This is a genomic window from Amycolatopsis nigrescens CSC17Ta-90 (assembly GCF_000384315.1).
Taxonomy (GTDB): domain Bacteria; phylum Actinomycetota; class Actinomycetes; order Mycobacteriales; family Pseudonocardiaceae; genus Amycolatopsis; species Amycolatopsis nigrescens.
On record NZ_ARVW01000001.1, the window covers coordinates 8,690,697 to 8,715,147 of the forward strand.

A 24,451-nucleotide genomic window follows, 5' to 3' on the forward strand; every position below is an offset into this window, starting at 1 on the left:
AGTCGGAAGGAGCGGGACACATGCCAGAAGTGAGCTTGAGTTCCATCGAGAACAGGAACACCCCGGGCGGTGCGGCGGTGAGCCGTCGCGGGCTGCTCGCCGGTGCGGGTGCCGCGGCGGTCACCGTGCTGGGCACCGAGGCGGCCGCCACGCGGGACGCCGCGGCGGCGGCACCGGAGGCGGCGGAGTTCGGGCCGGTGACGGTCCGCCCTGGCGACCTTCGCTACGACAACCTGTTGCGCGGCAACAACTTCCGCTTCGCCGGCCGGCCGGACGAGATCCGCGTGGCCGGGTCGGCCGATCAGGTGGTGCGTGCGGTGTCGGACGCGGTGCGGTCCGGACGGCGGGTCGCGGTGCGCAGTGGCGGGCACTGCTTCGAGAACCTCACCGCCGATCCCGCGGTGAAGATGCTGCTGGACCTCTCCCCGATGAACGCGGTCGGCTACGACGCCGGCCGCCGGGCGTTCGCCGTGCAACCCGGCGCCACCCTCGGTCAGGTGTACCGGGCGCTGCTCACCGGCTGGGGCGTGACCATCCCCGCAGGCAGCTGCCCGGAGGTGGGTGCCGGTGGCCATTTCTCGGGCGGCGGGTACGGGGCGCTGTCGCGGCGGTACGGCTCGGTGGTGGATCACCTGTACGGCGTGGAGGTCGTGGTGGTCGACCGCGACGGCACCGTCCGCACCGTGGTCGCCACCCGCGAGCCGGACGACCCGCACCGCGACCTGTGGTGGGCGCACACCGGCGGTGGCGGCGGCAACTTCGGCGTGGTCACCCGGTACTGGCTGCGCTCCCCCGGCGCCACCGGCACCGACCCGTCCCGGCTGCTGCCGGCGGCGCCGGCGCGGATGGTGCAGCGCGCGGTGTTCTGGTCCTGGGAGCACCTGACCGAGCAGTCGCTCACCGGGCTGCTGCGCAACTTCGGGACCTGGCACGAGCGCAACAGCGCGCCCGGCTCGCCGTACGCCGGGTTGTACGGAATTCTCCAGCCGTCGCACCGCGCCGGCGGAACCGTCATGCTCATCGCGCAGATCGACGCGGACCTCCCGAACGCCGACGGCATGGTGACCGAGTTCGTGTCCGCGGTGACCGCCGGCCTCGACCTCACCCCGACGCTGGACATCCAGCGGACGATGCCGTGGCTGCACCGGATGACCTGGCCGGGCAGCGGCGAGCCTGGCGACGTGCTCGTCCGGCGGTACAAGATCAAGGCCGGCTACCTGCGGCGCTCGTTCACCGAGACCCAGCTCGCGGCCATCTACCGCCACCTGACGAACTCCACCGGCGGCCCGGACGCCGGCATGCTGCTCGTCGGCTACGGCGGCCAGGTCGGCGCGGTGGCGCCGGAAGCAACCGCGATCGCTCAGCGGGATGTCGTGCTGAAGGCGGTCTACCAGACGATCTGGGCCGACGAGCAGGACGACGCGGCCAACCTCGCCTGGGTCCGCGACTTCTACCGCGACGTGTACGCCGACACCGGCGGCGTGCCGGTGCCCGGTGCGGTCAGCGACGGCTCCTACATCAACTACGCGGACGCCGACCTGGCCGACCCGGCGTGGAACACCTCGGGGGTGCCCGCGCACCGGCTCTACTACAAGGACAACTACCCACGCCTGCAGCAGGTGAAGGCCCGGTGGGACCCGCGCAACGTGTTCCGGCACGCCCTGTCCGTCGAACCTCCCGGCTGACCGGGCGCTCGGTCACGCCGTCCCGTGGCGAACCTGACCGCCGTCGATCGCGGCCAGTACATCGACGGCCCGCAGTTCGCGAAGTTCGGCGGCGTCCGGGATCCGGCCCAGTCCGCGCAACCGCCCGGACTGGGCCTTGCGCATGGCCTCGAACAGCTTCCGCGCGTCACGGGCGTTGCCGAAGCCGGGGGCCGCCGAGATCCGGCCGAAGTACCCGGCGACGGCGGGACCGGAGCGGGGGTCGAGCTCGTAGTCGCCCGCCGCCGCCATCCGGCCGATGATGCCGACCAGCTCGTCCGGGGTGTAGTCCTCGAACTCGACGGTCTTGGCGAACCGCGAGGAAAGACCGGGGTTCGCGGTGAGGAACTGGCGCATCTCCGCGGTGTAGCCCGCCACGATCACCGCGATCTCCTCGCGGTGATCCTCCATCAGCTTCACCAGCGTGTCGATGGCCTCCTGGCCGAAATCGCCGCCGCTGCCCGACTGCCGGGCCAGCGTGTACGCCTCGTCGATGAACAGCACTCCGCCGAGCGACTGCTCGAAGACCACCGCCGTCTTCTCCGCCGTGTGGCCGATGTACTGGCCGACCAGGTCCCGGCGCGACACCTCGCGGAACTCGCCCCTCGGCAGCACTCCGAGCTCGCGCAACAACTTGCCGTAGGTCCGCGCGACCGTGGTCTTACCGGTGCCCGGCGCGCCGGCGAAGATCAGGTGGTGGCTCAACCCGCCGGTGGACAGGCCGGCCCGCGAGCGCCAGGAGTTCACCTGGATCTCGTCGACCAGCGAACGCACCTCGGCCTTGACCCCGGGCAGCCCGATCATGCCGTCCAGTTCCGCGAGCAGCGTTTCGAGCGGGCCGGCCCCGCCGGACGGCCCGGTGGGTTCGGCAACCACCTTCGTGCTCGCCGTGCCGTGGAGCCGGATGGCGGGCTCGGCGGTGTTCTCGATGTCGCAGGCCTCGATCGAACCTCCGCAGCCGGGCCCCACGTCGATGCCAACACCGTGCGCATCGCGGACCGAGGTGTGCCGCAGCACGGGTTCACTGCGGTGGGCCACCACGATCGCGGCCTGACCGGTGGCGGAGATCCGGCAGTTCTCCACCGCGGGCCGCGCGTGCTGGTAGATGTAGAGCCCGCGCTGCCCGCATCCGCTCACCCGGCACGAACGCAGCACCGGGTCGGCACCGAGCCCGACGATCACCCCGTCCGCGGCGACGTCGTCGATCGTGACGTTCTCCACCACCCCGGACGCGCCTTCCAGCACCAGCCCGTGTTCCGCGCCGGTGATGGTGACGTCCTTGATCGCCAGCGGCCCTGGGCCGCGGACCGCCACCGCCGGCCCGCGGTCCCCGCGCACGATGCAGCCGGTCAGGGTCAGCTCGGCGTTCTCGGCCTGCACCGCCGCCGCGCCGCCCGCCTGCACGGTCAGCCCGTGCACGGTGAGCGCACCGCCGCGGGCGAGCAGCACCGGTACCTCGGCGCCGGTGCCGTCGAGCAGCACCTCCGCCCCTTCGGCCGCGCGCAGGGTCATGATCCGGTCCGCCAGTTCCAGCGTCTCCGCGTAGGTGCCCGCGGCGATCGACACGCAGGTGCCGTCGGGGGTGTCCAGGATCGCGGCGCCGACCGTGGGATAGGCACCGCGGCGGCCGGGGTCGACCAGTACGGTGCGGCTGGTGGAGGTCGTCATCAGCTGGCCCGCTCGGCCAGCCAGCCGCGGTCGGCGGCCTTGACCCCGGCCTGGAACCGGCTGCGCGCACCGAGCCGGTTCATCAGGCTCGACACCATGCGGCGCACGGTCCGCACCGAGACGCCGAGTGCGGCCGCGGCCGATTCGTCCGTGCAGCCCGCGGAGAGCAACGCGAGCAGTTCGCGGTCGCGCACCGCCGGCCCGGCGGTGTCCGGCAGGTCGCTCGCGGTGAGCGGCACCGCGGCGGGCCACAGGCGCTCGGCCAGTTCGGTCACCGCCCCGACCACGCTGGGCAGCCGGAGCACGGCGATGTCGTCCTGCCTCTCGTCGGGCAGGATCGCGAACACACCGTCGACCACCAGCGCCTCGATGGGCACGGCGGGCATCGTGCGGATCAGCGCACCGGCCTGCGCCAGCTTCCCGAGCCGGCGTGCGGGCCCCGCCGTGATGCGCACGTGGTCCGGGACCAGCATCCGGTAGCGGACCCCGCGCCGCAGGTTCGCGTGGTCGATGCGGTGCGGGGTGGTGACCGGATCGGACAGCGAGCTGACCAGCAGCACCTCCCGCTGCGCGGCGGCCAGTTTCGCGGCCACCCGCGCGTGCCGGGACACCAGCGCGGGCGCGGACTGTCCACTTAGGAGCGCGAGCCGGGGCGCCGAACCGAGTTCGGGCGCAGAGTGGGTGATCATGGGTTCCCTCCGATCGGCAGCGACGCGGCGACGGCCGGTGCGTGCTGGTTGTCCATTCGTTCGAGACGTATTCCGGGTACCGGCATCCGCAGCAGCCGCTCGACGGCCGCGTCCACGGCGGCGTCGGTGATGGCCGCGACCCGCAGCACCGCCGCGTATTCGGGCACGGTGACCGCGACGGTGCACGCGGTACCGGGTACGGCGGCGAGCATCCGGTGCAGCGTGTGCATGCGGGCCGGCAGCGAGCGGGCGCCGAGACCCAGCAGCCGGAGACCGACCTGCGTGACCTGCCCCGCCCGCCAGTGCTGCCGGTCCTCCCGGATCGCGCCACGGCCCGGTCCGGCGTGGCTGAGCGCGACCAGCGTCGCGAGTACCTCCTGCTCGCTCAGCGCGGTGACTCGCAGGTCCGCCCCGCGAAGCCTGCGGTGCAGCCTGCGCACGGTGTTGGTCAGCGCGGCGAGCAGCTCGGCGTCCTCGGCGAAGTTCGGTTCGCGCAAGGCCCGCACGGCAAGCCAGGCACGCGTCGGGTCTGTCGCTTGTGGACCGCGATGCAGCACGAGCTGCCACCGCACGGCCGGTGCCGCGGATTCGCCGGTCTCGGCCGGCAGCGACCCCGAGAGCGCGAGTTCGGCGAGCGCGGCGGGACCGGGGGCGACCGGGCGCAGCACCGCGAGCAGTTCCTCGCCGCGGCTCAGCACACCGGCGGGTGTCCCGGCCAGCTCGGCGGTGCGCACCTCGGCGCCCGGAGCCAGCGCCCGCAACAGGACACGGCCGCCCTCGGCTTCAGGGAGGTCGCGGGCGCGACGGCGCAGCAGCAACCCGGCCCGCAGCGTCAGCTCGTCGGACAGCCAGCGGCCTCGCACCCGCAATCCGGTCCAGGCCAGCAACCCCACCGCGGTCAGCGCGAGCCCGGTCGCCACCGGCCACGGCCTGCCGATCGCGAGAAACCCCAGCACGAGGGCCAGCTGCCAGCACACGATGCGCAGCACCGGCAGCTTGACCGGGTCCCGGCGCGTCGGCGGCTGCTCGACCTTTCCGTCCGGGACCGCCGTAGCGCGCATGGGCTGAGCGGGCCGCGCGGGCCGCGCGAACGGTGCCGGCCGTGGTGGCGGCGTCGGCCGGACCAACGGTTGCGGCCGCACCGCCGCAGCCCGTGCGGCTGCCGCGACGGTCGCCACCGGCCGGCCGGTGGCCCGTGGCGCGGCGGGTTCCGGCTGCCGCGCGTGCTCACCGTCGGGTCTGGGGCGCTGCCGCTGCTCGGCTCGAGTCCCGGTCATCGTGGCCACCTCACGCCACGGCCGCTTCGTGCCATGTCTCGTCGATCAACGTGGCGGCGGTGCGCCACGCGTTAAGGTGCAGCGACCGCACCCTCGGCCACGGAACAGGGAAGAACATGGCGCCCACCATCCCCGCCCGAACATGAGGTTCCGATGACAGCGACGGCACGCGTGCTGGTGGTCGAGGACAACGAGGACCTGCGGGTGGCGGTGACCACCGAGCTCGCCGCGCACGGGCTGCGCGTCGACGAGGCCGCGGACCTGGCCGCCGCCGACGCCGCACTCGCCGGCCCCGGTGACCATGACTGCGTGGTGCATGACTGCGTGGTGTTCGACCGGATGCTGCCCGACGGTGACGCGGTGGACTACGTGCACCGGCGCCGGCTGGCTGGCTGGGCGGTGCCGGTGCTGTTCCTCACCGCCCGCGACACCGTCGCCGACCGGGTCGCGGGTTTCGAGCACGGCGGCGACGACTACCTGGTGAAGCCGTTCGCGGTGGCCGAGATGACGGCCAGGGTGTTCGCGCTGTGCCGCCGCCACGGCGAGCGGCGGCCCCCGGTGCTGCACCACGCCGACCTCGAACTGGACAGCGCGCGGCGACGGGCCCGGCGGGCGGGCGTCCTGCTCACCTTGAGCGACAAGGAGTTCGCCGTGCTCGAGTACCTGATGTCCCGGCCGGAGCAGGCCGTCACCCGCGCCGAGCTGATCGAGCACTGCTGGGACACCAGCACCGACCCGATGTCCAATGTGGTCGACGTGGTGGTGCGCAGGCTGCGGGTGAAGCTGCGCCAGCCAGAGCTGATCCACACCGTGCGCGGCGCCGGATACCGGCTCGGCGCCGGACAGGGCGACTCGTGACGACCTCGGCTGCCGCCCGGCTGCGACGGCTGCGCTGGCTGCTCACCGTGCTGTTCACCGCGCTCAACGCGGCGGGCCTGCTGGTGCTGGCGTGGTTGTTCGCCGAGCAGGACCGCGCGCAGGGCGAGCTGCGGCTGGACGCCGAGCTGAAGCAGGTGACCGCGGCGGTGTCGCGACTGGTCCAGCAGCAGGACGACGGCACCATCGTCACCGGGTTCGCGAGCCAGGACCCGATGGACACCAGCTGTCCCGAGTTCGCCGTGCTGCCCGCCGCCGGCGGCGCCTTCGAACCGCATTTCAGCCGGCGTGACTGCGCCCCTGTGGATCAGGGCTACCTGCACGGACTGGCCAGGGAGGCGACCGCCAGCGGGAAGTTCATCGAGGGCTACGTGCCAGGCACCGGCAACGGCGTGGTGCGGGTGGTCGCCCAGCCGTTCCTCAACAAGGCGGGCCAGTACGCGGGCGCGATCATCGCCGCCAGCGACCCGGCCGCGGAGCTGTCCAGGCACCGGAACGTGGTGCTGTGGACGATCGGCGGCTGCGTGCTGCTGGTGGCCGCGGTCGGCATGGCCGGGCATCTGCTCTCCGGCCGCGCCATCCGGCCCGCGGCGATGGCGCTGGAACAGCAGGAGATGCTGCTCGCCGAGACCGCGCACGACCTGCGTACCCCGGTGGCCGCGCTGCGAGCGCTGGCCGAGACGGCGTGGCGCAACCCCGCGGACCGGCCAGACCTGCTGCCCCGCACGGTGCGACTGGCGGCGCGGATGGGCTCCATCATCGACGACCTGCTCGTGCGCGCGCGGCTCGCGGCCGGGGTGGAGACGCTGGCCATCCAGCCCGTCTGGCTGGACCAGCTCGTCGCGGGCGTCGTCGGGGAGACTCCCGCCGCCGGCGCACAGGTCACCGTCACCACGGCGCCGACGAAGGTCAACGCCGACCCTGGTCTCGTGCAACGGGCGGTCGGCAACCTGCTGGACAACGCGCTGCGCTACGGACGCCAGCCGGGTGCACCCGCGATCGTGCACATCACCGTCGCGGGCGGCCGGGTGACGGTGGCCGACCACGGCCCCGGGATCGACGCCTCGGTCGCGGAAGAGTCCTTCGACCGGTTCACCAGCGGCGCCGGTTCCAGCGGCCTCGGCCTTTCCATCGTGCGCTGGACCGCGCAGGCGCACGGCGGATTCCTGCGCGTCTACAACGCCGAAGAGGGCGGCGCCATCTTCGAGCTGGCCTTCCCGCTCGCCGAGTAGCCCCGCTGACCAGGCAAGACCGGCCGAACCCTGTGCGGTGTCCGGTTTTGTTGTATCTGACCTGGACCGTCCGTGTACCAGGTGTCCTATGCTCACTTTCGTGATGGGGAGCAAGCTGCGGCATCGTCTGCCGATGGCCCTGCTCGTGGCCGCCTGCACGGCCACCGTGGCGATCGCGGTCTCCGGCGCGAGCCAGCCACCGCGCGGGCTGGACTTCGCGCCGTCCGGGCACTGGGTGGTGAACCCCGAGCTGGACATCGTCTTCCACGTCAACGGTGCGGCCAAGGCGGTGGACGCGCAGGCACCCATGGCGATCGACCCCGGCAGCCGCGTCTACCAGGGCGAGACCAGCGCGTACGTGGTCGGCCAGTCCCGGATCAGGGAGTTCGGCAAGTCCAGCCTCGAGGTCGAGCGCACCCTGCCGGCCCCGACCGGTGAGCCGCCAGTCGGTGTGGAAGCACCCGGCGGGCCCTATCTCGTCTACCGCGAGGCCGGCACCGTGGTCCGCCTCGGCGACCAGCCCGCGACCATCCACGCCGGGCAGGGGCTCGGCGAGCCGGTGGTCACTCCGGACGGCACCCTCTGGCTGCACCGGCTCGCGACCGGAGTGCTGTGCAAGCTGCCCAGGGGCGCGGACCAGGTGTCCTGTCCCGCCGTGGCGCCACGGGGGCACCAGGGCGGGCTGACCGTGGTCGGCGAGCAGGCGGCCTTCGTCGACACCACCGACGACACCGTGCGGGCGGTGGCGGACGGCCAGCTCGGCGCCCCGGTGAACCTCGGCGTCGACCTGCCGGGCACGGCCAGGATCGCCACCGCGGACACCGCCGGACGCATCCCCGCCCTCGACCCCGCCAAGCACCAGCTGCACCTCATCGACACCGGAGGGCTCAGCCGCACCCCGCCCGCGAACCTGGTGACGGTCGACCTACCCGAAGGCGACTACGCGAGCCCGGAGCCGAGCGGCACCTCGGTGGTGCTGCTCGATCTGCGCGGCAACGCCGTGCACACCTACACCAGCGACGGCAGGCCGCAGGGCGTCACCCCGGTCCCGCCGGAGACCGGCGAACCGAGGCTGACCCGTGCCCAGGACGCGCGCGTGTACGTCGACGGCGACAAGGGCGGGCACGTCATGGTCGTCGACGAAGGCGGCGCGGTGAGCCAGGTTCCGCTCGTCGGCGAGCAGAAGCCGGGCGGCAACCCGCAGGCCCCGCCACCGGAGCGACAACCGGAGAACACCCAGCCGCCCCCGCCACGGGCGGATCCGCCCGTGCAGGCCGGGCCGCCGCCCACCAGGAACGCCCCGGCTCCGGACCCGGCCCCGCAACGTGAGCAGCCGAAACCGAACCCAGCACCGAAACCGGACCCGCCGCCGACGCAGAAACCGCTCCCGGCGAGTCCCCCCGGCATCGCGACGAACCTCGCCGCCAGTCCGCAGGACGGCACCCTGCGGGTCACCTGGAACGCCGCCGCCCCCAACGGCGCACCGGTGACCGCCTACCACGTGTCGTGGCAGCCCGCGACGGGCGCGGGCAGCGTGAGCACACCCGGCAGCGCCCGCTCGACTGTCCTTTCCGGACTGAAGAAGGGCACCGCCTACACGGTGACGGTGGTCGCCGAGAACAGCGCGGGCCGTGGCACCGCGGCCAGCACGCGGGTGACGGTGCCCAGCGACGGCGCACCGGAAGTCACCGTGGCCCGTGGCCGCACGGAGTCCCACGACGCCGGCTGCCGTCCACCGGAATGCGGCCTGATGCTGTTCACGCTGAAGGGTTTCGAGCCCAACAAGGACTACACCGTCACGCCTTACTCCAACGCCCCCGGCTACCCCGGTGACAACCCGGAGGACGGGTGCACCACCAATGGCGATGGCTACTACCAGGATCAGGCATTTCCGTTCGCGCAGGTCGGCTATGACGTGTGGGTCGTGGTCGAGGGACCGGACGGGCAGCGGTACGAGTCCAACCGTTACACATGGGAGTCAGGGTGAGCCCTACGCGGGCCGGCGAGGTCGCCAGGCTGATCGGCGAGAACGTGCAGCAGGTGATCCGCGGCAAGCCGGAGCTGGTGCGGCTGGCGGTGGCCGCGCTGCTGGCCGAGGGGCACCTGCTGATCGAGGACGTGCCGGGGCTCGGCAAGACCACGCTGGCGCGCTGCCTGGCCCGCAGCATCGGCGGGGAGTGGAACCGCATCCAGTTCACCCCCGACCTGCTGCCAGGCGACATCACCGGGGTCACCGTGTACCACCAGAAGGAAGAGCAGTTCACCTTCCACCGCGGCAGCGTGTTCGCGAACATCGTGGTGGCCGACGAGGTCAACCGCGGCACCCCCAAGACCCAGTCGGCGCTGCTCGAGGTGATGTCGGAGCGGCGGGTCACGGTGGACGCGGTCACGCACGAGGTGCCCCGGCCCTTTCTGGTCGTCGCCACCCAGAACCCGATCGAGATGGAGGGCACCTACCGGCTTCCGGAGGCGCAGCTCGACCGGTTCCTGATGCGGCTTTCGGTGGGCTACCCGGACATCGCGTCCGAGGTGCTGGTGGTGATGAGCGACTGCGCCGGGGTCACCCCCGACGAGCTGCCGACCGTGGTCGACATCGCGACCCTGCGCGCGGCCATCGGGGACGTCCGCCAGTCCCATGTGGACCGCGCGATCGTGGAGTACGCCGTGCGGCTCACCGCCGCCACCCGTGACCACGCGGCGGTGAAGTTCGGCGCCAGCCCCCGTGGCAGCATCGCGCTGGTGCGGACCGGGCAGGCGCTGGCCGCGATGGCGGGCCGCGGCTTCGTCACGCCGGACGACATCAAGGACGTCGCCAAGCCGGTGCTCGCGCACCGGCTGGTCCTCACCGCGGACGCCGAGCTGAACCAGCGCGGCACCGACGAGGTCATCGCCGAGGTGCTGGCCGCGACGCCGGCGCCCGCGATCAACGTGGGCGCCAGGTAGCCGTGCGGCCGACCCGGCGCGGGATCGCGGTGCTCGTGCTCGCCGCGGTGCTGGTCGCGTTCGGACAGTGGGCGGGTTATCCGCTGCTGCGCGCCCTCGGCGGAATCCTGTTCGCGGCGGTGCTCGCCGCGGTCGTGGTGACCGCGCGCCGGGTGCGGGTGGTGGTGACCCGCTCGGTCTACCCGGACCGGGTCGAGCGCGGCAGTCCCGCGCTGGCGCGGCTGCGGGTGCGCAACCCCACCGGCGGCCGGCAGCCCGCGTTCCTCGCCACGGACCGGGCCGGCGGCGCCGCGCAGACCGTGCGGATCCGCCCGCTGCCGCCGGCGACCGAAGCCACCTACCACTACGAGCTGGCGACCCGCGCCCGCGGCAGGATGACGGTGGGACCGCTGATGCTGCACCGGGTCGACCCGTTCGGGCTCGCCCTCAACCGGCTGCCCACCGGCGAAACCACCCCGTTGTGGGTGTACCCGCGGCAGTTCCCCGCGAAGGCGCTGATGGGCGCGCACCCCAGGCACCACCACGAGGGCGTCACCACCGACGACGCGCTGCGCGGTTCGATGGATCTGCGTGACGTGCGCGAGTACGTGCCCGGCGACGAGGTTCGGCACCTGCACTGGAAGGCCAGCGCCAGGGTCGGCAGGCTGATGGTGCGGGATCTGGCCGATCCGCAGCAGCCGCGGTTCACCGTGCTGCTGGACACGCGCCCTGGTTCCCTTCCGCCGCACCAGTTCGAGGAGGCGGTGGATCTGGCCGCCTCCCTGCTCGGCGCGTCCGCGCGCGCGGGCAGGCACAGCAGGCTGGTCACCTCGTCCGGGCTCGACGTGCCAACGCCCGGCGGCAGCCAGGCCGCGCGCAGCCTGCTCGACGAGCTCTGCGTGCTGGCGCAGGGCGGCAGCGGGGACGCGGCGGTGGTGCCCGCGTCGCTGGCCGCCGGCCGTGGGTCCGGCGGCTGTCTCGCGGTGGTCACCGCGGCCGGTGCCGACGTGACGTCGCTGGCCGGGCTGAAGCACCGCTACTCGACGGTGTTCGTGTTCGTGCTCGGCGAAACCGGGACCGGGCTCGCCGCGATGACCGGTGCGCGCGTGCTCGGCGCGGAGAACGCCGAACACGCCGTGCGCCGGTGGAACGAGGTGGCCGGATGACGACGGCCAGGGTGCTGCCGTCGGCCTGCGTGGTGCTCGCGGCGGTACTCGCTGGCCTGCTGTTCGCGCCCGTTTTCGGTATGGCGCCGTTGCTCCTGCCACTCGCCGTGCCCGCGGCGGTGGTGCTCGCGGTCGCCGCGGGAACCTCGCGCCGCGAGGCGCTGGTGCCGTGGCGGCCGGTGCTGACACCGCTCGCGGGGCTGCTCGCCATCGTCGAGACGCTGCTGTTTCCCACCACGGTCGCGGGCCTGCCGACCGGTGAGACGATCCGCGCGCTGGTCTCCGGTGCGACGGAGTCGTGGCGGCTCGCGCTGCAGTCGACCTGGCCCGCCCAGCCCGACCCAACGCTGGTGCTGTTCGTGCCGTTGCTGGCGCTGCTCGCCTGCGTGCTCGGCGTCGAGCTGCTGCATCGCTGGGGGGCGTTGCCCGCGCTGCTGCCGAGCCTCGCGGTGGTGGTGCTGAGCCAGTTCTACCGCGCGACCACCGGAGTAGCGGCGGCACTGGCCGCACTGGCCTACGCGGCGGCAGCCGGGGCGTTGCTCGCGGCCACCCGGGCCGAACGGTCGACCGCCGAACGGCGCCGGGTGCCGGCGCTGCTGCTCGTCGCGCCCGCGGTGACGCTCGCGATCGTCGGCGCGCTCGTCGGCGGTGCGCTGCTGCCCACCACCGAAGCCAGGTACACGCTCAAGGACGAGCAGTTCGCGCCGCTGGCCGAGAGCCAGGTGACCAGCCCGCTGGACGAGCTGTCCGGCCGGCTGTCCCATCCGGACACTCCGGTGTTTACAGTGGACGGTGCCACCGGGGTGGACAGGTGGCCGGTGGTGGTGCTGCAGGAGTTCGACGGTGTCAACTGGAGCCCTGGCGGCCGCTACCGCAGGCTCGGCGCGGACCTGCGGCCGGGCCCGGAGATCACCGTGCCGGTCGAGCGGCGGACCGCCGAGATCCGCGACGCCCGGCTCGGCGGGCCGTGGCTGCCAGGCCAGACCCTGCCGGCCGGGGTGGACGGCATCGACCCGCTCGTGGAGGAGCGGCAGGGCTCGCTGCTCGTCCCGCAGGTGGCGGCGCCGGCGGACTACACGCTCAGCTGGTGGGAACCGCAGGTCGGCGACCACACCCTGGACAGCGTCGCGATCGACCTCTCCCTTGTCGATGAGCTGGGCGGGGTCGGCGAGGTGCCTCCCGGCATCATCGAGCTGGCAGACCGGGCGGTTCCGACGAGGCCGACCTTCCAGACCGCGCTGGCGCTGGAACGCTTCCTGCGCGAGGGCTACCGGCCGGCGACCGGGCAGAACCTGCCCACCGGGCACTCCTGGCCGCAGCTCGAAGAGTTCCTGCTGGAAACCAAGCGCGGCACGAGCGAGCAGTTCGCGGCCGCGTACGTCGCGCTGGCCAGGATCAAGGGCATTCCCGCGCGGCTCGTGGTCGGTTTCCGGGCACCGGAGGACCGTGCGGCCGGGCACTACACCGTCCGCAACGGCGACGCGCTGGCCTGGCCGGAGGTCGCGGTCGAAGGCGTGGGCTGGGTGCCGCTGGATCCGAGCGGCACGGCCACCGCGTCCGGACCGGATCCGACCCGCGGGCTGGCCGCGGCCGCCGCGGAGGTGCGGGCGGAACTGCCGCCGTCCGAACAGTTGCGGGACGCACCGGTCGAACCCGCACCGGGCACGCTGGGTTCGGACACCGCGGGCGGCTGGTCGTTCCCGTACTCCGTCCTGCTCGCGGTGCCGCTGTCCGCGGTGCTGCTGTGGGTGGCCGGGGTACCGCTCGCGAAGGCGCTGCGCGCGCGGCGGCGCCGGCGCAGACCGGGCGCGGGCGCCGTGATCGGCGCCTGGGAGGAGGCGCGCGACCGGCTGCGCGCCTACGGCCTCCCGGTGTCCGCGGGAATGACGGTCCGCGACCTGACCACGGCCGTCAGCGGCACCACCACCGACGGCGCCACTGTGGACGGTCTGCGCTCGCTCGGCACGACGGTGGACTTCGCCCTGTGGTCCGGCGCCGAACCCGGCCCGGACAGCGGCCGACACGCCTGGGCCGCGGTCGACGCGGTACGCGGCGGGCTCGCCCGCCGCGGCCTGCGGGCCCGCGTCCGCGCCGCGTTGAACCCCGCTCCCCTGCGCGCCCCGCGCTGAACCAGCGCCCCCTTTTGGCCGGGTGTTGACTGAGCTTTGGCTGGTCCGCGTGCATCACGTGATGGTCCCGGGTGATCGTGGATGGCGCGTACGTACGGCGAAAACAGGGCTATGACCGGGCGAAGCCCAGTCGATCGGGGCGGCCCGGCTCGAAGATTCACGTGCTGTCCGACCGCGGCGGCCTGCCCCTGGTCGTCGCGATCTGGCGTGGCGTGCACGATTTCTTCCCTCTTTCGTGTTTGGTTGTGTGCGTTTTTTGTCGGGGGTCGGCGGTATCATTAAGGGGTATTCAGAACTGAGGAGGTTCTGGTGTCCTGTTTTCTTTTGCGGATGGCTCCGAAGGTTGATTTCGGTGCACTTTCGCCGGAGTGGTTGTTCGGTTTGCGTGAATCGACGATCGAGCACCTCGACCCGTCGCAGGCAGTGGGGGTGGTGATCTCCGCGCGGCGAGCGATCTGCCGTGCGCAGGCGATCCAAGCCCGGGCGATCGCGCAGGTCAGCCGTGCGCGCGGTGGTGCGCGGTGGGTGGCCGATGAGTTGGCACCGGAGCTGCGATTGTCCCGTGAAACGACCGCGACCCGGGTAGCGTTGGCCGATGCGCTGGTATCGCGGATGCCGTGCCTGCTGGCGGCGATGGTCGAGGGCGAGCTGGATATCGAAAAGGCTCGCCAGGCGTTTGATGGCGTGGCGGTGCTGTCGGATGGATTAGCCCGTCAGGCCGATGAAATCCTGGCCGATCGCATCGGCGAAAAGAATCCGAGTAACTGGCGGAAAACAGTGACTCGGGTGGTGGCGAGTCTCGATCCCGAGGGTCAACGCGCTCGCGCGGAGGCTCGGCGCAAGCAGCGGCGGGTCGAGTTGCACCACGAACCGGATGCGATGGCGTCGTTGTGGGCGTACCTTCCGGCTGAGATCGCGACCGCCGTCTATGCCCGGATCGACATGTTGGCGCGGAAGCTTCGCGGTGGCGATGAGGTTCGCACGATGGACCAACTTCGAGCTGATGTGTTGGCGGAGTTGCTCCTCGGCAAGGGCTGGGAAGGCTTGGCCGCCCAGGTGTTCATCCACATCCCCCTCGACACCGCGTTAGGCATCCGCGACGACGGGTGCGAACTAGTCGGCCATGGTCCGATCCCCGGTGACCTCGGCCGCCAGATCATGAACCAGCCGGGTTCGGTGTGGCGGAAGGTATTGACCGACCCGGTATCGGGCGCTGTCCGGGATATCGGCCGCAAGAGATACCGCCCTCCGGCCGACTTGGCCGAACTGGTCCGCGTCCGCGACCGCACCTGCCGAGCACCGGGCTGCAACCGGCCCGCACAACGCTGCGACGCCGACCACTGCACCGCATGGTCGCAAAACGGGGACACCTGCGACCACAACCTCTGCTGCCTGTGCCGCCACCACCACAGCCTGAAGGATGAGCTGGGCTGGAAGTTCGAGTTCGATCCGGTGACGGCCGACTTAACGGTCACCACCCCCACCGGCCGCACCTACTCGACCAGACCGGAGCCACTCGCCGACCCGCCGCCACCTCCGAAGCGCGCCGATGAGCCACCGCCCTTCTAGTAGTGCTTTGTCAGGTCATGGTTTGGGCACGTTCGCGGCGTTGTGCGGCGGGTGTGCGGCAGCACGCAGGGTCCTTGAGTTCGCGAAATTGTGGCGCGGTCAGGGACCCTGCGTTGGCACCGTGGGTCAGGCGTAGGTGGTGTCCCTCCAGCGGATCTCCACCATTCCGGTGGCTACTCCGCGTAGGGCTGGTCGGTTCCCTGGTCGCTGTAGCCGAGGCTCCAGATGTAGCCGTCCGGGTCCGCGAAGGTGCCGCCGTACCCGCCCCATGGCAGGGCACCGGCGGGCTTGAGAACCGTGGCGCCGGCCTTCTCGGCCTCCGCGAGGATCTCGTCGACCCGCGCTTCACTGCGGATCACATAGGTGAGGGCCAGCCCGTAGAAGCCGACCAGCGAGCCGCCGTCCGATTCGAAGAACACCGAGACGCCGTGATCGTTTCCGGTCACCGCTCCCCTAGCCCGTGCAGACGGCTTCGCGGATCGGCTTGGCCTGGCTTTCGTAGAAGCCGACGCTGGAGGCGCCCTGGATCCGGAAGCAGTACTTCAGCACCGGGTCGATCCGCAGCCGGTACTCGGTCACGCGCTGCACGACGACCGTGTCCAGTGGCTGCCCTTCGGGGGCGATCACGATCGCGAAATCAAGCGGTTCGCTGCTGCGCCAGGAAAGTTCGACATAATCGCCCTGATCCACCGGGTCGTTGAGCTCGACGCGCACGGGCGCGGCGCTGGGCTGCGCGGGCGCCGGTGCCGGTGCGGCGACCCCCGCCGGCGTGCCGGGCACGTCGAGCTTCGCGGGCTGGTTCAGCAGCAGCACGACCACCGCGACGGCCAGTACCGACAGCGCGCCGACGGCGGCGATCACGACCCCCGCCCGCGGCTTGCCCCGTGCCTTGTCGTTCGGCCCGTACTGCACGAGCAGCTCGCCCCTCGGCGGCGGCGGGACCGCCACCGGCGGCGCGGAGACCACGGCGGGCCGGGGCCGGGCGACGTTGCCGGCGAACGCGCTGCCGAAGTCGTCGAACGCGGGCTGCGCCCGCACCGGACCGATCATGGTGCCGATCCGGGCGGCCACCGTGGCCGCGTCGAGCGGTCGCGCGTCGGGGTTCTTCGCCAGCAACGCGGAGACCAGCTGGGCCAGCCCGCCCGGCAGGTCGGCCCGCCGCAGCGCGGGCACCTCGCTGCTGAGCGTGCGCAGCAGCCGCTCGTCCACCTGCTCGCCGGGACGGCCCTGGTGCGGCGACGAGCCCGAAAGGGCGAAGTACAGCACCGCACCGAGCCCGTACAGATCCGTCCGCTCGTCACGGGTCCCGTCGCGCACCGTCTCCGGCGCCAGGAAGTCCACCCCGGCGGTCACTTCCCCGGGGAAGGCGTGCCGCAGGGTGAGACCGAAGTCGGCGAGCACCGGCTCACCCGACGGCCGGAACAGCACGTTGCCAGGGGTGACGCCGCCGTGCACCAGCCCGGCGGCGTGCGCGGCCGCCAGCGCACCAGCCAGCGCGCTGCCCAGCGCGAGGGTGTCCGGGATGGTGAGCGGGCCGAACGAGCCGACCAGTTCCGGCAGGGACTGGGCGCACAGCTCCATCCGCAGCGCGCAGCGGCCGTCGGGCAGTTCCTCGACGCGGTCGGCCACCAGCACCTGCGCCCGCGCGCGCAACTCCGCCAGGCTGCGCAGTTCGGTGTCGAGCAGGCCGCGGGTGCGCCGGTCGATCGGACCGGGATAGGCCTTCAGCGCGAACGCCGTGCTGCCGTGCCCGTCCACCCCGGCGAGCACGGTGGCGACCGGCCCGTCGCCGAGGGGAACCAGTTCGTCGTGTCCGGGAAGTGTCGTCATCGCGGTAGTCATTCTGGCGCCATTCCGTCGTGTCCGGTAGCTGCCGTGCCCATTTCGCGGGCTCGCTCGCGCGCTCATCGTAGGTAGCGACCGTTCCGCGGTGGGTTTCCCGGCAGCTTGCTGCCGCCCGCCCGGCAGACCAAAGGGGACAGCGCGGATGACGACCACGAACCTGGTCAGGGTGACCATCGACGCGCCTGCCCGGCGGATCGACCTCGCGTTGCCGGAACGCTCGCCGGTGGCCGAGATCCTGCCGGGACTGCTGCGCCGGGCCGGCGAGAGCCTGGCCGACGACGGGGTCACCGACGGCGGCTGGCTGTTGCGCCGCACCGACGGCACCGCGCTCGAACTCGGCCGGACCCTTGGCACCTACGGGATCCGCGACGGCGAGGTACTGCACCTGGTGTCCCGGCGGCTGCACTGGCCCGAACTCGAGTACGACGACCTCGCCGACACCATCGCGAAGGGGGCCGGGCGTACCGGCCGGCTGTGGGGGCCGGCGCACACCCGCGTCGCGGGACTGCTGACCGGGGCGTTCGCCGCGCTGCTCGCGCTGCTGGCGGTGGCGCGGGCGGGGCCGCCGTGGAATGCGCCCGCGTGGGTCGCGCTCGGGTTCTGCGCGGTGCTGCTCGCGGCTGGCACGGTGCTGGCCCGCGCACTGGGCGATGCCGGTGCCGGCGCGACGGTCGCCGCGCTGGCCCTGCCGTTCGCCTTCATCGGCGGGGTGCTGCTCCTCGGTGACGGGCCACCGGCCGCGGGGCTCGGCGCACCGCATCTGCTCGCCGCCTGCTCGGCGGTCGTGGTCGCGTCCGCGCTCGGCTATGTCGGCGTGGTGGACCGGGCCGAGTTGTTCATCGGCGGCATCACCGCGGGCGTCGTGGGGGCGCTGGCCTCCTGGCTGGCCACCCTGGACGCGCTGGACGGCGTGGACGGGGCCGCGGTGGCGGCGGTCGTGGTGCTGCTGTGCTCCCCGCTGTTCGGCCCGCTGACCATCCGGCTTGGCCGGGTGCCGATGCCGGTGCTGCCGCGCAGCACCGCCGACCTTGTCCGCGACGATCCGCAACCGCCGCGGCACGCTGTCTACGCCGCGGTGCTGCGCGCGGATCAGCTGCTGACCGGCACGATCGCGGGCGCCACGACGGTCACCGTGCTGTGCCAGTTCGTGGTCGCGCGGGAAGCGAGCACCTCGGTCATCGTGCTTCTGTCCGTCCTCTCGGTGGGCTTCTGCCTGCGCGCACGGCTTTATCCGGCGCTGCGGCACCGGGCGCCGCTGCTGCTCACCGGGGTGTCGAGCGCGGGCGCGCTCGTCGCGGGACCGGTGATGGCCGGGACCGGCGGCCTGCTCGCCGTGACCGCGCCGGTCCTCATCGCCGTCGGCGGCCTCGCCGTCCTGGCCGGTGTCGGCTACAGCAAGCGGCTGCCGAGCCCGTTCCTCGGCCGGTACGCCGAACTGCTCGAGGTCGTGCTCGTGCTGGCGTGCGTGCCGGTCCTGTGCGCCGTGCTGGGCCTGTACGGGCTCGTGCGCGGACTGGGCGGGTGACCCCGTGGCGTCCAAACGCGACCTGCTGCAGGCGCACCAATTTCTCGCCCAACGCGCCATTTCGGCGCTGGTGACCAGGGAGCCGGACCCGGAACAGCCCCCGTTCCGCCGTCCCGGCGGCGCCGCGATCGGCAGCATCGTGCTCGGCGTGCTGGCCCTGGTCGCGGTCTGGGTGTACGGGCTGGTCAACCCGGGCGGGAACACCTCGTGGCGGGACCGGCCCTCGGTGATCGTGGCGGAGGAAACCGGGACGCGCTACGTCTACCTTGGCGGCGTGCTGCATCCGGTGACGAACTACGTTTCGGCACTGCTCGCCCTCGGCCAACATGCCGAAACCCGGACCGTGTCGAGTGACTCGCTGCTGGGCGTACCGCGCGGGCCGCGGATCGGGATCCCCGGTGCCCCGGACGCGCTGCCGGCGCCGGACAAGCTGCTCACCGGCGGCTGGAGCCTGTGCTCACGGCCCGTCCCGGACCCCAGCGGGTCCACTGTGGACGAATCGGTGCTGCTGGTCGGCACCGGACCGCAGGGCGGCACGCCGCTGGCCGACGCCGCCCTGCTCGTCGAGGTCCCCGCCAGCGGTGACCAGTACCTGATCGCGAACGGCTACCGGCACCGGATCCGGCACGCGGACGCCGTGGCGGTGGGACTCGCGCTGCAGTCCGAGCCGAAGTCCAGGACCGGCACGCCGCTGGTGGACATCCTGCCCGCGGGCGCGCCGATCGCGCCGATCCGGCTGCCCGACACCGGCACGCCCTCCACGGCGGTACCGGAGCGGACGGACCTGCGGGCCGGTCAGCTGCTCGTGGTGGAAACCTCCGGGGGACGCGAGTACTACCTCGCCGAGGTCGACCGGCTCCGGCCCATCTCCCCGCTGCAGTACGACATCCAGCGCGCCGACCCGGACACCAGGCTGGCCTACCAGGACGGGCAGCCGGTCGGCATCCCGCTCGGCCCGGCGGCGGCCGCCGGTGCGAACAAGGTGCCCGCCGGGGAAACCGGTCCGGGGGCAGCGCCCAAGGTGCGTCCCCGTTTCGGCGGCGGGGGCACGCTCTGCGCCACCTACGAACCCGGCGCGGCCGCTCCGGCGGTGCACGTCGATCCCCGGTTGCCCGAAGTACCGACGGTGGTCACCGCACGCACCACCGCGAACGGGATGCCGATGGCCGACCGGATCCACGTCGAGCCGGGCCGCGCCGCGCTGATCGAGGCGATGCCGAGCACCGGCGCGAACACCGGAACCCTGATGCTGGTCACCGATCAGGGCCAGGCGCATCCGCTGGCAGGCCCTGCCGTGCTCGGCATGCTGGGTTACGGCGAGGTCAGGCCGGTCCGGCTGCCGGCCGGGATCGTCGGCAGGGTGCCGCTGGGCAGTGGCCTTGACCCGGCCACCGCGCTGGGCAACTGAGGGATGCCGGTCAGCGCTCCGCCGGTGGCGGCGGCACCACGAACATCTCGTCCGGCAGGTCGTCGCGCACGGGCTCGGCGGGCGGGAGCACGGCGCGGCGCGGCTGCCAGCGCGTCCGGCGGCCGCGAATCAGCACCAGGGCCGCCGCCGCGCCCAGCATCGCGACCGCCGCGGTGACGATCGCCAAGGTCCGCGCGTTCGAGGTGCTGTCCTCCCACCACCCGGACAACCGCAGCCGCGCCGCGTCCGGCACCGGGCGCTGCACCGCGGGCACCGCCACCGGCGCGGCGTCGACCAGGCCGTCGGTCAGCGCGCGGTACGGGTTGACCAGCCCTGCCCCGTAGGCGGCGCTGTCCAGGCCGCCGGGCGCCGGGGTCGCGGTGGCGAGCACGCGCTCCACCACCTGTCCGGCAGTCAGCTCCGGCCAGGCCGAGCGCACCAGCGCCGCGGTCGCCGACACGAACGGCGCGGCGAAGCTGGTCCCGTCCCAGTACCGGTGCCCGCCGGCGCGAGCCGCGGCCAGCACACCCCCGCCCGGGGCGACCAGGTCCACCTGCGGGCCGATCTGCGAGCTCGGCAGCCGGGTGCCGGACGTGTCCACCGCGCCAACCCCGAGCACGCCCTCGTAACCGGCGGGGTAGGTCTCGGGTCCCGGCGCGGCGCCCTCCTGCGCGTTGCCAACGGCCGCCACCACGACCACGTCCTCGTCCACCGCGTGCCGGATCGCGTCGCGCACGTACTGGTTGTCGAGGCTGCCCGCGACGGACAGGTTGAGCACGTCCGCGCCATGGTCGGCGGCGTACCAGATGCCCCTGGCGAGCACTTCCGGGTCGATGGCCTGCGCCGTGCCGGCACCGGTCGCGTCGCTGTCACTGACCCGCACCGGCAGGATCGTGGCGTCCGGCGCCAGGCCGGCGAACCCGGTTCCCTCGGCGGGCGCGGCCGCGATGATGCTGGCCACGGCGGTGCCGTGCGAGACGCAGTCGAAGCTGCCCGGCAGGTCGCCGACGAGGAAGAAGTCCTGTCCTGGCAACACTTTTCCGGCCTGGCTCAGTTGTGGATGGTCCACGTCCACCCCGGAGTCGACCACCGCGACCAGCACCCCGGCACCGGTGCCGTGCCTGCGCACGGCCTGGGCGTCGAGCGTCTTCTGCGGCCACGGCAGCTCGGTGACGGCCGGGCTCGCCGGCTTGGGGTCCGAGCACGCCCCTGGCGGCGGCGCGGCGGTGGCGACCCCCGGATGCACACCGACGGCCGCCGCGAACGCGGCGGCCGTGGTCAGCCTGCTGATTCTGTTCATCGCACTACGCTGGGGTTTCCCGGCCGTCGGTACCGGTCAGCCGGTTGACCGAACCGGTCCCCTGCGCGTCCGCCGCGCGGTAGTCCGCGACGCAGCCCAACGCGTCGTCGCACAACGTCCCGTACGTGGTCGGGATGCCGTCGGCCCTGGCCGTCAGCTTCTCGGCCAGCGGCACGTACTTCTCCAGGAACGCCTGCGCGATCGGGTCGCGGCCGACACCGGCCTGGCTCGCCTGCAGCGCCTGCTTGCGCTTTTCCCAGGTGCCGCCGAAATCGTCCCCGGCCGCGCGCAGCCGGTTGACGATCAGCGCCACCGCGTCCGGGTCCATGTGGTAGTCGGCCATGGCTAGGCTCCTTCGATCTGCTTGTCGAGCTGGTGCAGGAACGGGTCGGTGTGCACATCGGTGTTCTCAAGCTTCGCGTCGGGGGGCAGGTACTGCCGGGTGATCTCGAACAACTGCTCCCTTGACTGCGCGACCGCGTCCTTGATCGTGTCCACAATGGACTCAGCGAGCGCCTTCGAGTCCGCCGACCGGTAGATCCGGGGATCGAGGTACAGGTCGCTGAGCTCACCGCGGCCGACCACGGTGGCGCTGATCAGGCCGTCGGGCGAGTCCGCGGTCGCCTCGATGTCGGCGATCCTGGTCCGGATCTCGCGCAGGTCGCTGTGCAGCCTCTGGTAGCCCGCCTTCCGCGCGGCGGGATCGATCATCGGTTGTCTCATGGCTCTTCCCGTCTTTCCGGACACTCAAGCGGTGGTGAACGAAATCGGTGTGCCGTCAGGCAGGTCGTGGAGCTGCCGGGCGATCGGCCCACGTATCCGCATGGCGGTCACTCCGTCGCGGACGACCAGGTTCTCGACCCCGTACTCGCCGCCGAGCACGAAAGATGTGACTGGCAGCAGCCGGTCGTCGTGGCCAAGCGCGCCGTAGGTGTCCTGCCACAACTTGGCGAACGACCGTGCGCCGCGCACATCCGGCTCTTCGAGCAACCAGTCGGCCCAGCTGTCGAGATCGGAACCGATGACGGAGCGCTCCGCTGTTTCGGGATCGAATGTGACTACCCGCCGGTTCTCCTCAAGGGCGAACTGGACGCCGAAAAGGTCCTGCGCGAAGCACAGCAGCCCGTCGGCAAGTTCGCCGTAAGCGTCCTTCCAGGTCCCCGCGGCATTCCAGGCGCCCAGCTCCGGACCGAGCCCGGACGGGCCGACATGGAACGTCTGCACGCCGTAGTCGAACAGCGCGAACCCGTTCACCCTCGACAACAGCCTGCCGAGCTGGCCCGGCAGGCCGCCGCCGAACTCCACCTCCACCGGTGGCCCGAGTGGGCCCTTGGCGCGTTCCACCAGTCTGGTCAGTGCCGTGTTCATCGGAAAGTCCTCACCTCGAACTTGTCACCGTCGTCAGCGCGGCCGAGGCCCCAAAAGTCCCCCAGCATGCCTCTGCCGTCGAGTTGGCGTTGTATGGACGCGTCTCGTCCGTTGAGCTGGTTGCCCATCGATGAACCGGATCCGCGATTATCGGAATAAGGAATGTATTTCACACTTTTCTCGCCAGTCGTGTCCGCGACGGCAGGCGGATACTCGTCCCGATCGAATTCCGAGCTCGACGGAATACCGCCGATAGCAGCCGCACGACGGCTTTCGCTGCCTTGACGATCAACTGTCAACACCCTGTCCGGCGGCGGAAGTACGGTGCGGCTGGTGTCGCCGCGCCAGATGGCCCCACGCTGGGCTTCGTCGATGTGCGTCGCCGATTCCGGGTGGCGCTCGTGGGAAATGTAGACCGTTCGCGGCCGGTCGGTCCCGTCGATGGCCTGTGCGAGGTCGTAGGAGGCATTTCGCGACCTGGCGCCCTCCGCCAGGGTTTCCTCGGCCAGGGAGTCGGTGAGGTTGTCGGCCCCACGTGTGACAGCATCGCCCGCGTCCGTCAACCCAGCCCACTTGAGTGCGTCTCCCACGGTGCTGGCGGCGCCATCGACGAAGTCGTCAGCGGTTTCGCCGACCGCCTTCTCAATCTCCAAATTCACGTCGCCGCTGGAACGCAGCAGGTCGCCGACCAGCCTGGCAGCAGTGTTCTCATTTTCGGGTTTGCCGCCATCCCCGGCTTCCGCTTTGTCGCTGAAGATCTGCCGCATCGCCTGCGCACCGCGCTCCACGGCTTCGTTGGCGCCCCTGGCCGTTTCGCTGACCACGCGCTCCTCGGCGACCTCGCGTTCACCGTCCGGCATGCTCCCGGCCATCTGGAACAGCGGCCGGTTGCGCTCGATCTCACCGTTCCACTCCGCGACGGTCTGCTCCCCGACGTCCGCTCCCTGCGCGACCCGATCCGCCAGACTGCGCATCTCCGCACCGGTGGCCCGTGCCTCGTCGGCCGCGCTGGTCCCCCGTTCACCGGCCTGCCTACCTGGCTCCCCGGTCCAGTCGGGCGCCATGGCACGGGCGGCGCCCGCCCCCTCGTCGCCGGCCTGCTGGCCTTCCCGCGCGGACGAGCCGAGTTCGTCGGACATCGAACGCATCGCGGCGGGGTCGACATCCGGTCGCCCCGCCTGCTGCTCGACGCGCGGACCGAAATCATCGGCGGTACCGGACTTCTTCTCCCCCTCCCGCGGCCCGGAATCCGGTTGCCCCGTCTGCTGTCCCGGTCGGCCCGCCGCCGGATCCGCCCCCGACCGACCCTGTTCGCCGTTTCCGGGTTCGCGCTGCTGTGCGCTCTCGCCGTCATGGGGTTGCTGGCCGGGCCCACCGCTCTTCTCACCCTCGGGCGGCTTTTCCGGGGCCTGGCCATTCTTTTCGGATGGTTTTTCGGCGGGCTCGGGGCCCGACGACCCAGCAGGTGCGGACTCGCGCGACTCCGACGCGGCGGGGGCAGCGGGGGCGGCGGGGGCGGGGGCGGGGGCGGCGGTTCCCGATCCGCCCGCTCCTGGTTCTTCGGCCATGGTCGGCACTCCTCGGACAGTGAACCGATGTCTCCCGAAGTCCAGTCTCACCAGCGGCAGGTGAGAACGGCGGCCCTTGTCCGGTTCCGGCCAGCGGTCAGGTCACTCCTTTGTGGACCGCAGTTCGGGACGCCAGCCCGGTCGCCGCCACCCGCCGTTGCGCGCGGCACGTTCCTGCCAGGTACGCCACCGGCGATCGGGCCGGG

Annotated in this window: 20 protein-coding genes and 1 pseudogene; 11 read left to right on the forward strand and 10 right to left on the reverse strand. The window is 72.4% G+C overall.

The annotated features are described in order from the left end of the window. The first annotated feature begins 20 nt into the window (after window positions 1-20). Complete coding sequence (locus tag AMYNI_RS0141185; protein WP_051116416.1) at window positions 21-1,685, forward strand: FAD-binding oxidoreductase; 1,665 nt, start codon at window positions 21-23, stop codon at window positions 1,683-1,685. A gap of 12 nt (window positions 1,686-1,697) precedes the next feature. Here the strand turns inward: AMYNI_RS0141185 and AMYNI_RS0141190 are convergent, their stop codons facing one another. Genes AMYNI_RS0141190 through AMYNI_RS0141200 form a run of 3 tightly spaced genes read right to left on the reverse strand, consistent with a single transcriptional unit; the run spans window position 1,698 to window position 5,337 of the window. Continuing rightward, complete coding sequence (locus tag AMYNI_RS0141190) at window positions 1,698-3,371, reverse strand: right-handed parallel beta-helix repeat-containing protein (RefSeq protein WP_020673990.1); 1,674 nt, start codon at window positions 3,369-3,371, stop codon at window positions 1,698-1,700. Next, complete coding sequence (locus AMYNI_RS0141195) at window positions 3,371-4,060, reverse strand: response regulator transcription factor (RefSeq protein ID WP_020673991.1); 690 nt, start codon at window positions 4,058-4,060, stop codon at window positions 3,371-3,373. The genes AMYNI_RS0141190 and AMYNI_RS0141195 overlap by 1 nt, the downstream gene beginning before the upstream one ends. Beyond that, window positions 4,057-5,337, reverse strand: a complete 1,281-nt coding sequence (locus tag AMYNI_RS0141200) for a type VII secretion protein EccE (RefSeq protein WP_157357725.1) — start codon at window positions 5,335-5,337, stop codon at window positions 4,057-4,059. The genes AMYNI_RS0141195 and AMYNI_RS0141200 overlap by 4 nt, the downstream gene beginning before the upstream one ends. Window positions 5,338-5,490: 153 nt before the next feature. On the opposite strand from AMYNI_RS0141200, the gene AMYNI_RS0141210 reads away from it, so the two are divergent. The 8 genes and pseudogenes from AMYNI_RS0141210 (at window position 5,491) to AMYNI_RS0141240 (ending at window position 15,231) form a co-directional block, all read left to right on the forward strand. Then, a complete protein-coding gene (locus tag AMYNI_RS0141210; RefSeq protein ID WP_084628605.1) occupies window positions 5,491-6,195 on the forward strand; it encodes a response regulator transcription factor in 705 nt (234 codons plus the stop codon). Continuing rightward, window positions 6,192-7,445: a sensor histidine kinase gene (locus AMYNI_RS0141215; RefSeq protein WP_020673995.1), complete on the forward strand. Its 1,254-nt coding sequence runs from the start codon at window positions 6,192-6,194 to the stop codon at window positions 7,443-7,445. The genes AMYNI_RS0141210 and AMYNI_RS0141215 overlap by 4 nt, the downstream gene beginning before the upstream one ends. 103 nt (window positions 7,446-7,548) lie before the next feature. Next, on the forward strand, window positions 7,549-9,432 hold the full coding sequence (locus AMYNI_RS0141220; RefSeq protein ID WP_157358179.1) for a fibronectin type III domain-containing protein: 1,884 nt from the start codon (window positions 7,549-7,551) through the stop codon (window positions 9,430-9,432). After that, on the forward strand, window positions 9,417-10,388 hold the full coding sequence (locus AMYNI_RS0141225; protein ID WP_040406261.1) for an AAA family ATPase: 972 nt from the start codon (window positions 9,417-9,419) through the stop codon (window positions 10,386-10,388). The genes AMYNI_RS0141220 and AMYNI_RS0141225 overlap by 16 nt, the downstream gene beginning before the upstream one ends. 2 nt (window positions 10,389-10,390) lie before the next feature. After that, window positions 10,391-11,533, forward strand: coding sequence for a DUF58 domain-containing protein (locus tag AMYNI_RS0141230; RefSeq protein WP_020673998.1), 1,143 nt, complete (start codon window positions 10,391-10,393; stop codon window positions 11,531-11,533). Continuing rightward, the gene (locus AMYNI_RS0141235) at window positions 11,530-13,662 is read left to right on the forward strand and encodes a transglutaminase TgpA family protein (protein WP_020673999.1); all 2,133 of its coding nucleotides are present in this window, start codon (window positions 11,530-11,532) and stop codon (window positions 13,660-13,662) included. Before AMYNI_RS0141230 ends, AMYNI_RS0141235 begins: the two co-directional genes overlap by 4 nt. Before the next feature lie 62 nt (window positions 13,663-13,724). Next, window positions 13,725-13,865: pseudogene (locus AMYNI_RS50430) on the forward strand (IS5/IS1182 family transposase); the annotation flags it as partial. A 127-nt stretch (window positions 13,866-13,992) separates the two neighbouring features. Then, complete coding sequence (locus AMYNI_RS0141240; protein WP_020674000.1) at window positions 13,993-15,231, forward strand: HNH endonuclease signature motif containing protein; 1,239 nt, start codon at window positions 13,993-13,995, stop codon at window positions 15,229-15,231. Window positions 15,232-15,404: 173 nt separating this feature from the next. Here AMYNI_RS0141240 and AMYNI_RS46730 read toward each other — a convergent pair whose 3' ends face one another. Both AMYNI_RS46730 and AMYNI_RS0141250 read right to left on the reverse strand, forming a co-directional pair. After that, window positions 15,405-15,677 (reverse strand): VOC family protein, encoded by a 273-nt coding sequence (locus AMYNI_RS46730; protein WP_020674001.1) that lies wholly within the window; start codon window positions 15,675-15,677, stop codon window positions 15,405-15,407. A gap of 7 nt (window positions 15,678-15,684) precedes the next feature. Next, the gene (locus tag AMYNI_RS0141250; RefSeq protein ID WP_020674002.1) at window positions 15,685-17,061 is read right to left on the reverse strand and encodes a protein kinase domain-containing protein; all 1,377 of its coding nucleotides are present in this window, start codon (window positions 17,059-17,061) and stop codon (window positions 15,685-15,687) included. Between the two features lie 157 nt (window positions 17,062-17,218). On the opposite strand from AMYNI_RS0141250, the gene eccD reads away from it, so the two are divergent. Beyond that, window positions 17,219-18,601, forward strand: a complete 1,383-nt coding sequence (eccD, locus tag AMYNI_RS0141255) for a type VII secretion integral membrane protein EccD (RefSeq protein WP_020674003.1) — start codon at window positions 17,219-17,221, stop codon at window positions 18,599-18,601. 4 nt (window positions 18,602-18,605) lie between these two features. Next, window positions 18,606-20,009 carry a type VII secretion protein EccB gene (gene eccB / locus AMYNI_RS0141260; RefSeq protein ID WP_020674004.1) on the forward strand — a complete coding sequence of 468 codons (1,404 nt, stop codon included), beginning with the start codon at window positions 18,606-18,608 and terminating at the stop codon, window positions 20,007-20,009. Window positions 20,010-20,019: 10 nt separating this feature from the next. Here the strand turns inward: eccB and mycP are convergent, their stop codons facing one another. From mycP to AMYNI_RS47650, 5 genes are read right to left on the reverse strand one after another with little or no spacing between them, the layout of a single operon-like run. After that, window positions 20,020-21,309 (reverse strand): type VII secretion-associated serine protease mycosin, encoded by a 1,290-nt coding sequence (gene mycP, locus AMYNI_RS0141265; RefSeq protein ID WP_020674005.1) that lies wholly within the window; start codon window positions 21,307-21,309, stop codon window positions 20,020-20,022. A gap of 4 nt (window positions 21,310-21,313) precedes the next feature. Then, complete coding sequence (locus tag AMYNI_RS0141270; RefSeq protein WP_020674006.1) at window positions 21,314-21,652, reverse strand: hypothetical protein; 339 nt, start codon at window positions 21,650-21,652, stop codon at window positions 21,314-21,316. A gap of 2 nt (window positions 21,653-21,654) precedes the next feature. Next, window positions 21,655-22,032, reverse strand: coding sequence for a YbaB/EbfC family nucleoid-associated protein (locus tag AMYNI_RS0141275; RefSeq protein ID WP_040406262.1), 378 nt, complete (start codon window positions 22,030-22,032; stop codon window positions 21,655-21,657). A 24-nt stretch (window positions 22,033-22,056) separates the two neighbouring features. Beyond that, window positions 22,057-22,677 carry an SMI1/KNR4 family protein gene (locus tag AMYNI_RS0141280; protein ID WP_020674008.1) on the reverse strand — a complete coding sequence of 207 codons (621 nt, stop codon included), beginning with the start codon at window positions 22,675-22,677 and terminating at the stop codon, window positions 22,057-22,059. Beyond that, window positions 22,674-24,245, reverse strand: a complete 1,572-nt coding sequence (locus AMYNI_RS47650) for a hypothetical protein (RefSeq protein WP_157357727.1) — start codon at window positions 24,243-24,245, stop codon at window positions 22,674-22,676. The genes AMYNI_RS0141280 and AMYNI_RS47650 overlap by 4 nt, the downstream gene beginning before the upstream one ends. Between the last annotated feature and the right edge of the window lie 206 nt (window positions 24,246-24,451).

What these genes read in the sequence shown, in the direction of transcription:
- AMYNI_RS0141240 (WP_020674000.1), top strand. Translation starts at nt 13,993, where the DNA reads ATGGCTCCGAAGGTTGATTTCGGTGCACTTTCGCCGGAGTGGTTGTTC.
- AMYNI_RS0141270 (WP_020674006.1), bottom strand. Translation starts at nt 21,652, where the DNA reads ATGGCCGACTACCACATGGACCCGGACGCGGTGGCGCTGATCGTCAAC.
- AMYNI_RS47650 (WP_157357727.1), bottom strand. Translation starts at nt 24,245, where the DNA reads ATGGCCGAAGAACCAGGAGCGGGCGGATCGGGAACCGCCGCCCCCGCC.
- mycP (WP_020674005.1), bottom strand. Translation starts at nt 21,309, where the DNA reads ATGAACAGAATCAGCAGGCTGACCACGGCCGCCGCGTTCGCGGCGGCC.
- AMYNI_RS0141280 (WP_020674008.1), bottom strand. Translation starts at nt 22,677, where the DNA reads ATGAACACGGCACTGACCAGACTGGTGGAACGCGCCAAGGGCCCACTC.
- AMYNI_RS0141275 (WP_040406262.1), bottom strand. Translation starts at nt 22,032, where the DNA reads ATGAGACAACCGATGATCGATCCCGCCGCGCGGAAGGCGGGCTACCAG.
- AMYNI_RS0141235 (WP_020673999.1), top strand. Translation starts at nt 11,530, where the DNA reads ATGACGACGGCCAGGGTGCTGCCGTCGGCCTGCGTGGTGCTCGCGGCG.
- AMYNI_RS0141225 (WP_040406261.1), top strand. Translation starts at nt 9,417, where the DNA reads ATGGGAGTCAGGGTGAGCCCTACGCGGGCCGGCGAGGTCGCCAGGCTG.
- AMYNI_RS0141220 (WP_157358179.1), top strand. Translation starts at nt 7,549, where the DNA reads ATGGGGAGCAAGCTGCGGCATCGTCTGCCGATGGCCCTGCTCGTGGCC.
- AMYNI_RS0141210 (WP_084628605.1), top strand. Translation starts at nt 5,491, where the DNA reads ATGACAGCGACGGCACGCGTGCTGGTGGTCGAGGACAACGAGGACCTG.
- AMYNI_RS0141200 (WP_157357725.1), bottom strand. Translation starts at nt 5,337, where the DNA reads ATGACCGGGACTCGAGCCGAGCAGCGGCAGCGCCCCAGACCCGACGGT.
- AMYNI_RS0141250 (WP_020674002.1), bottom strand. Translation starts at nt 17,061, where the DNA reads ATGACGACACTTCCCGGACACGACGAACTGGTTCCCCTCGGCGACGGG.
- AMYNI_RS0141185 (WP_051116416.1), top strand. Translation starts at nt 21, where the DNA reads ATGCCAGAAGTGAGCTTGAGTTCCATCGAGAACAGGAACACCCCGGGC.
- eccD (WP_020674003.1), top strand. Translation starts at nt 17,219, where the DNA reads ATGACGACCACGAACCTGGTCAGGGTGACCATCGACGCGCCTGCCCGG.
- AMYNI_RS0141190 (WP_020673990.1), bottom strand. Translation starts at nt 3,371, where the DNA reads ATGACGACCTCCACCAGCCGCACCGTACTGGTCGACCCCGGCCGCCGC.
- AMYNI_RS0141195 (WP_020673991.1), bottom strand. Translation starts at nt 4,060, where the DNA reads ATGATCACCCACTCTGCGCCCGAACTCGGTTCGGCGCCCCGGCTCGCG.